At 70.1% G+C, this 4,929-nt stretch carries 8 protein-coding genes and 1 tRNA gene; 8 read left to right on the forward strand and 1 reads right to left on the reverse strand.

Going from position 1 to position 4,929, the window contains the following annotated elements; all coding sequences use genetic code 11:
• The first annotated feature begins 303 nt into the window (after positions 1 to 303).
• Together FNH08_RS44475 and FNH08_RS44480 are read left to right on the forward strand one after the other, a co-directional pair.
• Positions 304 to 600: a type II toxin-antitoxin system VapB family antitoxin gene (locus FNH08_RS44475; RefSeq protein ID WP_003999914.1), complete on the forward strand. Its 297-nt coding sequence runs from the start codon at positions 304 to 306 to the stop codon at positions 598 to 600.
• 223 nt (positions 601 to 823) lie between these two features.
• Positions 824 to 1,486: a LytR C-terminal domain-containing protein gene (locus FNH08_RS44480; protein ID WP_152777206.1), complete on the forward strand. Its 663-nt coding sequence runs from the start codon at positions 824 to 826 to the stop codon at positions 1,484 to 1,486.
• Positions 1,487 to 1,575: 89 nt separating this feature from the next.
• Here the strand turns inward: FNH08_RS44480 and upp are convergent, their stop codons facing one another.
• Positions 1,576 to 2,211, reverse strand: a complete 636-nt coding sequence (gene upp / locus FNH08_RS44485; protein WP_152777201.1) for a uracil phosphoribosyltransferase — start codon at positions 2,209 to 2,211, stop codon at positions 1,576 to 1,578.
• A 138-nt stretch (positions 2,212 to 2,349) separates the two neighbouring features.
• Between upp and FNH08_RS44490 the strand changes: the two genes are divergently transcribed.
• The 6 genes from FNH08_RS44490 (at position 2,350) to FNH08_RS44510 (ending at position 4,781) form a co-directional block, all read left to right on the forward strand.
• Positions 2,350 to 2,532, forward strand: coding sequence for a hypothetical protein (locus FNH08_RS44490; protein ID WP_152777202.1), 183 nt, complete (start codon positions 2,350 to 2,352; stop codon positions 2,530 to 2,532).
• A gap of 378 nt (positions 2,533 to 2,910) precedes the next feature.
• A complete protein-coding gene (locus tag FNH08_RS44495; RefSeq protein WP_322726443.1) occupies positions 2,911 to 3,444 on the forward strand; it encodes a tRNA adenosine deaminase-associated protein in 534 nt (177 codons plus the stop codon).
• A gap of 83 nt (positions 3,445 to 3,527) precedes the next feature.
• On the forward strand, positions 3,528 to 3,959 hold the full coding sequence (gene tadA, locus FNH08_RS44500) for a tRNA adenosine(34) deaminase TadA (RefSeq protein WP_228034750.1): 432 nt from the start codon (positions 3,528 to 3,530) through the stop codon (positions 3,957 to 3,959).
• 89 nt (positions 3,960 to 4,048) lie between these two features.
• Positions 4,049 to 4,133, forward strand: a tRNA-Ser gene (locus FNH08_RS44505).
• A gap of 152 nt (positions 4,134 to 4,285) precedes the next feature.
• Entirely contained in the window at positions 4,286 to 4,462 is a 177-nt protein-coding gene (locus tag FNH08_RS51300) for a hypothetical protein (RefSeq protein WP_322726442.1), read from the forward strand.
• A gap of 25 nt (positions 4,463 to 4,487) precedes the next feature.
• Positions 4,488 to 4,781: a Dabb family protein gene (locus FNH08_RS44510; protein ID WP_152777205.1), complete on the forward strand. Its 294-nt coding sequence runs from the start codon at positions 4,488 to 4,490 to the stop codon at positions 4,779 to 4,781.
• Positions 4,782 to 4,929: the final 148 nt, after the last annotated feature.

The following is a 4,929-nucleotide window of genomic DNA, read 5'->3' on the forward strand; positions in this document are numbered from 1 at the left end:
CGGGTGCGTTCGATCGCGGTCAGGCTGGTGGTGGAGGTGACGCCGACGACCGCGATGAGGACGGTCAGGGCGACGAGCCCGAGGGCGGTGGTGAGCAACATGTCGACCGTCTCCCGACCGCTGTCCCCACGTCACCCTCTCTGCCCCTCGCGTCAGTCCTCCGTTAACGACGAAGCCGACCGCCGAAACGCCATACGACCTCGGAGAATTCACATACTTCGACCAGGTTCTTCACGTCTTTTCCGGCGCCGCACTCCGCCGCCATGGCTGCGCCCGGAACGTCTGGGCCGGTAGGCTTTCCGTGTGATCTTCAAGCGCATCGGAAACGGCCGGCCGTACCCCGACCACGGCCGGGAAAGCACCCGGCAGTGGGCGGACGTCGCGCCGCGCCCGGTCCGCCTCGATCAGCTGGTGACGACCAAGGGCCAGCTCGACCTGGAAACCCTGCTGGCCGAGGACTCGACGTTCTACGGCGACCTCTTCGCGCACGTCGTGAAGTGGCAGGGCGATCTGTACCTGGAGGACGGCCTCCACCGCGCCGTCCGCGCGGCCCTCCAGCAGCGCCAGGTCCTGCACGCCCGCGTCCTCGAGCTCGACTGAGCCCGGCCGGGTCGGACCCGCCGACACGCGACCGGTTCGGACCCGCCGACACCCGACCGGTTCGGACCCGCCGACACCCGACCGGGCCGCACTCCGCCAAGCCCGCCCGCCACCACCCCGGTTGGCCCTTTCGGGTTGGACCGGCTCGGGCAATGATCATCTAGTAGGAATCGCCGCCCAGGCGCACTACGCTGCGCCCATGAGCATGCTGACTCCTCCCGGCATGGGCGGCCAGTACCGGATCACGGGGGGCAAGTACCCACGGATGCGCCGGCCCCGGAGGCGCCGCAGGCTCGTTCTCACGGTCGTCGCCTCCATGACCGTGGTCGGGCTGATCGGCTGGGGAACCGTGCAGCTCATCGACGTCTTCACAGGCGGAGGCGACCAGGCCTCGGCCGCCGGCTCGAAGGCGGCCTGCGCGAAGGACGCGAAGACGAAGACGCGGCCGGGAACCAAGGCGAGCCCGTCCCCCACGAACCCCAAGACTCCCGCGAAGACCACCTTGCCCCGGCCCGCCCAGATCACGGTGAACGTCCTGAACGCCACCCCACGCAGCGGCCTCGCCAAGGAGACCGCCGAGGAGCTGAAGAAGCGCGGCTTCCGCATCGGCGACGTGGGCAACGCGACGAAGGAGTACGACAAGAAGGTCGACGGCCCCGCCGTACTGCTCGGCGCGAAGACCGCCGCCGGATCGGCGCTGCCCGTCCTGCGCACCCAGCTCCCGGGCGCCGAACTGAAGACCGACGCCCGTACGAAGGCCACCGAGGTGGACCTCATCATCGGAACGGACTTCAAGGAGCTCCTGCGGAAGAAGGCGGCCGACAAGGCACTGACCGCCCTGGCCAAGCCGACCCCGAAGCCCACCACGGCCCGGAAGAGCTGCTGAACAACTTCCGTACAGCCACCGAAGACCCACGGAAGACCTACGGAACGCCCGCCGAAGCCCTACCGAAGACCCGCCGAAGCCCTGCTGAACTACTCGGCCGCCCCGTACAACCGATCCCCCGCGTCCCCGAGCCCCGGCACGATGTACCCGTGCTCGTTGAGCCGCTCGTCGACGGACGCCGTCACGACCGTGACCGGAGTCCCCGCGAGCTCGCGCTCCATGACCTCGACGCCCTCGGGAGCGGCGAGGAGGACCACTGCGGTCACGTCGTCGGCGCCGCGCTTGATCAGCTCCTGGATCGCCGCGACCAGGGTGCCGCCCGTGGCGAGCATCGGGTCGAGCACGTACACCTGGCGCCCGGAGAGGTCCTCGGGCATGCGCGAGGCGTACGTGGAGGCCTGGAGCGTCTCCTCGTTGCGGATCATGCCCAGGAAGCCCACCTCGGCGGTCGGCAGCAGACGGACCATGCCGTCGAGCATGCCGAGTCCCGCGCGCAGGATCGGCACGACCAGCGGGCGCGGGTGGGAGAGCTTCACCCCGGTGGTGGCGGCGACCGGGGTGGTGATGTCGACCGCCTCGGTGCGCACGTCGCGGGTGGCCTCGTAGGCGAGGAGGGTGACCAGCTCGTCGGCCAGCCGACGGAAGGTCGCGGAGTCGGTGCGCTGGTCGCGAAGGGTGGTGAGCTTGTGGGCGACCAGAGGGTGGTCGACGACGTGGAGACGCATGCCCATCAGGGTATCCGGGCCATCGCTTCCCTCCACCGTCGCGCTCGGCAAGAGCCGGCCGCGAACGTCACTCCCCTGTAAGCATCAAACCGCCCATCCGGGGGAATGCGGGAAGAACGTAACTGGGGTGGTGTGTCTATGCCGGACGTGGACGAGAGGTCACTGGAACAGCGGGAGACCGAGGCCGAGCGCAGGAGGCGCCGGGCCAGGTTCCTACAGGAGCTGACGGAGGCGCGGGAACTCCGCGACCGTGTCCAGCCCCGCCGCGCCAAGGTGGCCCGCCTGCGCCACGCGATGCGCATGCGCACGTTCCGTTGGTAGCGACGCGCACGTTCCGCCGGTAGCAACACGCCGTACCCACCGGCCCACAGAGCCGTACCGGACCACATGCCCGTATCCGGAGGACACGGTGTGCGGCCGCCGCGCCCGGGGCCGCGTACGATCACCCACGGCAGCAACAAGCGCCCGGGTGCACCCCTCTCCGAACCAGTGAGCACAGGCTCCTGCGTCCCCTGAGTGATCGAGCGATCAGCGACGCGCGATCGATAGTGGGGGACACAGCGGGTCGAAGACGTCCCCTGAGCGCTCTGTTTCTGCCACGATTCCGAGTGGGTGGGGCTCGGAGCACGCACTCCCCGCCCGTAACCTCCGCCGGGGGGACCCCCAACCGGCACGCCTATGACCAGTGGGAGAGTCACGGTGTACTTCGCCGCACTGCTCGCGCGCACCGAAGACGGGTGGGAAGCGAGCGACACAGAGCTCGACGATGTGGAAACGCTGTCGGATCTCGCCGACCTGGCCCGTGAAGCCTCTCCCGAGGACGACACGGTGCTGGTACTCATCGAGCAGGAGGACGCCTGGTTCGGCGTCGTCCGCGTCGACGGCGAGGACGACCCGCGTATCTACGTCTCGGACGCCGCCGCTGCCGCCCGCAGCTCGTACGGCGAGATCCTGCTCACGGACGAACTGCTCGGAAGGGAGCCCGGCGACGACGACGCCGACCTGGACTCCCTCGACCTCGACGGCACCGAGGACGGTGAACCCGAGAACGACGACGATGACGAGGGCACGGCCGGCGACTCCGCCGTGCCGCACGGTCCCGTCGGGGACAGCGAGGTCCTCGACGACCTGGGCGTTGGCGAGAAGGAGCTGCGCTCCCTCGACGCGGACGAGGCGCTGAACGCGATCGCCGAGGCCCTGGGCGCCTCGGAGGTCCTGGAGACGGTCCGCTGAGCCCCTCCCCGGCACCTCGGACCCCAAAGGCGCGGGAGACACCCGGCACCCCGGACCCGATACGTGACCCGTGGCGGGCCGCGATGCGGCTCGCCCTGGACGAGGCGGGGCGCGCGACCGCGGGCGGAGACGTCCCGGTCGGCGCCGTCGTGCTGGCACCGGACGGCACGACCGTGCTCGCCACCGGGCACAACGAGCGCGAGGCGACCGGCGATCCGACGGCCCACGCCGAGGTGCTGGCCGTCCGCCGGGCCGCCGCGCGGCTGGGGCGGTGGCGGCTCACCGGCTGCACGCTGGTCGTCACCCTCGAACCCTGCACGATGTGCGCGGGCGCCCTCGTGCAGTCCCGGGTCGACCGGGTCGTCTACGGCGCCCGCGACGAGAAGGCCGGCGCGGCGGGCTCCCTCTGGGACGTCGTACGCGACCGGCGCCTCAACCACCGCCCCGAGGTGATCGAGGGCGTGCTCGCGGACGAGTGCGCCCGGCTCCTCACCGACTTCTTCCGCACCCGCTGAGGCCCGCTCCGGCTCCGGCGCGCCAGGGGAACCCCGGCCCGTGAATACCGATTTCAAACCAGGACCCACCTTGGGGTAGTGTCTCTCTCGGTAGCGTGTCCGAGCGGCCGAAGGAGCTCGCCTCGAAAGCGAGTGTGGCGCAAGTCACCGAGGGTTCAAATCCCTCCGCTACCGCCGAAGAAGGGCCCCGTCGTGAGACGGGGCCCTTCGTGCTTGCGTGGGCCTGGTGAGCATCGCGATCGGGACATTCCTGCGAACACATGCCCGAGATACACTCACCGGCGGCAATCAGGGGCCCATGGGGCGCAGGAGACGGGAGAGGCCTCGTGGCAGTGCAGGGAAAGAAGATCGCGGTGTACGTGCTCGTGGTCTTCGTGCTCTACGTGATCATCACCGACCCGGCCAAGGCGGCCGAGTACGTCCAGATAGGGTTCGAGGGCATCTCGAACGCCGCCCAGGCGATCGGCGACTTCATGACGTGGATCGCCAACGGGGCCGATTGACCGGCCCGTACCCCTCGGAGCGCCCATGATCCGCCACCTGGTCCTGTTCAAGCTCAACGACGGCGTCGAGCGCGACGACCCCCGCGTCGTGGCCGGTGTCGAGGCATTCCGCGCCCTCGGCTCCCTGATCGAGGAGCTGCGTTTCTGGGAGCTCGGTTGGAACATCTCCGAGCGGCCCATCGCGTACGACTTCGCGATCAACTCGGCGGTCGACGACGCGGACGCGCTCAAGCGGTACCTGGAGCACCCGGCCCACCAGGAGGGCGTCGCGCTGTGGCGCGAGTTCGCCACCTGGGTGGTCGCCGACTACACGTACTGAGCCGTCTCTCCCCACCTGCACGGAACCGTCGCTCCACACCCGCACGGAACCGTCGCTCCCCACCCGCACCGAGCCGCCGCTCCACTCCCGCACCGAGCCGCCGCTCCACTCCCGCAGCGGAGCCCTCCACCGATTCGGTGGAGGGCTC

The organism is Streptomyces spongiae (genome assembly GCF_009377185.1).
GTDB classification, from domain to species: Bacteria; Actinomycetota; Actinomycetes; order Streptomycetales; family Streptomycetaceae; genus Streptomyces; species Streptomyces spongiae.